Annotated in this window: 2 protein-coding genes; one reads left to right on the top strand and one right to left on the bottom strand. The window is 42.6% G+C overall.

Annotated features, from left to right (window positions below; genetic code table 11):
* Positions 1–798, top strand: a 798-nt coding sequence (locus PX482_RS07115; RefSeq protein ID WP_288122250.1) for a sensor histidine kinase, incomplete at its 5' end; no start/stop codon positions are given.
* Here PX482_RS07115 and PX482_RS07110 read toward each other — a convergent pair.
* A complete protein-coding gene (locus PX482_RS07110) occupies positions 734–1,204 on the bottom strand; it encodes a GNAT family N-acetyltransferase (RefSeq protein ID WP_002758109.1) in 471 nt (156 codons plus the stop codon). The two genes, PX482_RS07115 and PX482_RS07110, sit on opposite strands and share 65 nt — an antisense overlap.
* Positions 1,205–1,352 lie beyond the last annotated feature (148 nt).

The following is a 1,352-nucleotide window of genomic DNA, read 5'->3' as shown; positions in this document are numbered from 1 at the left end:
GACGCTTTAAAACGGGAATTACAGCAAACTCGCCTCGCTTATCAGATGGCCGTGGCAATTAATCACCTCAAAAGCAGTTTTTTGGGACGGGTTGCCCACGAATTGCGATCGCCATTGAGCAGTATGATCAGTCTCCATCAACTGATTCTCGCCGATCTTTGTGAAAGTCCGGCCGAGGAAAGGGAATTTATCGCCCAGGGGCAACTGGCGGGCTGTAAACTGATGGCAATGCTCGATGAGATGATTAATCTCTCCAAACTAGAGTCTGGTACTATACCTCTCGATCAAGAAATTTTTTCTTTAACTAAACTCTGGCAAGATTGGGCAAGTCTAACTTATTTACAGGCAGCTAATCGCCATATTAAGCTTAAATTTAGCCCTTTAACCGATGAGATTGCTATTATTGCCGATTATCAGCGTTTATCCTCCGCTCTTGTCCTTCTCGTCGATGCAGTGATCGCCAACTTAACGAGTGGCTCTATTTGTATATCGGTAAGCGCCCTTGGCGAGAAAAAAGTCACTATTACCCTAGAATTTCCGGGGGAAATCGCTCTCTGGCAAATGCCAGAAATTTCCCCTTTGAGTTTAGAATCAAAGCCAGAAGAAGTAAAACAATTTACTCAAGCTCTCGGTCTTTCTCCCGGTCTTAAATTTCAGTTAGCGAAAGGCATTATCGAAGTCTCGGGGGGAGAAATGAGCTTAGATCAAATCGATAACAATAGTCAGGACAAGCTCACACGGATCGTTTTTTCTTTACCTCGATCGCCGGATAGGAAAACTCCTCGGGATAACGATTAAATAATACCATCGTCGTGGTGGCGTTGCTTTGGAAACCAATGCGCCGGTAAAAATTTTCTTGATTAGTAGTCATCAAATAGACTCTTTCCACCCGATTTATTCGGGGATGGGCCAAGACTGTTTCTACTAATTTACGCCCTAAACCCGCTCCCTGATAATCGGGATGAACAATCACATCCCAAATAGTTGCCCGATAAATGCCGTCAGAAATGGCGCGAGCAAAACCAATTAATTGCCGCTCATTCCACACCGTCACCACCGGATCACTATAGTCAATTGCGGTTTCTAAATCTTCTAAACGGCGATCGATTGCCCAAAATGCGGTTAAATTAAATAATTCTCGTAGTTGCGATAGATCTATCTTGCTTTTATCCTCGTCAAACTGAATCTGACTACAATCAACCATGATATTTCCTTAGTCTAAGACTAAAAAATAAAAGAGGATTCACGCTCGATCGGACTGATTTATGAGCAATTTCCCCTAATCTATGTGTTTGATTATACTCAATGCCTCAGATAATCTCTAGTTGATTTATCGTGATTTCTTGACAAGT

The organism is Microcystis sp. M53602_WE12 (genome assembly GCF_030065455.1).
Lineage (GTDB): Bacteria > Cyanobacteriota > Cyanobacteriia > Cyanobacteriales > Microcystaceae > Microcystis > Microcystis aeruginosa.
Note: the sequence above shows the minus strand (reverse complement) of the source record. Positions and strands in the feature narration are given on the sequence as shown.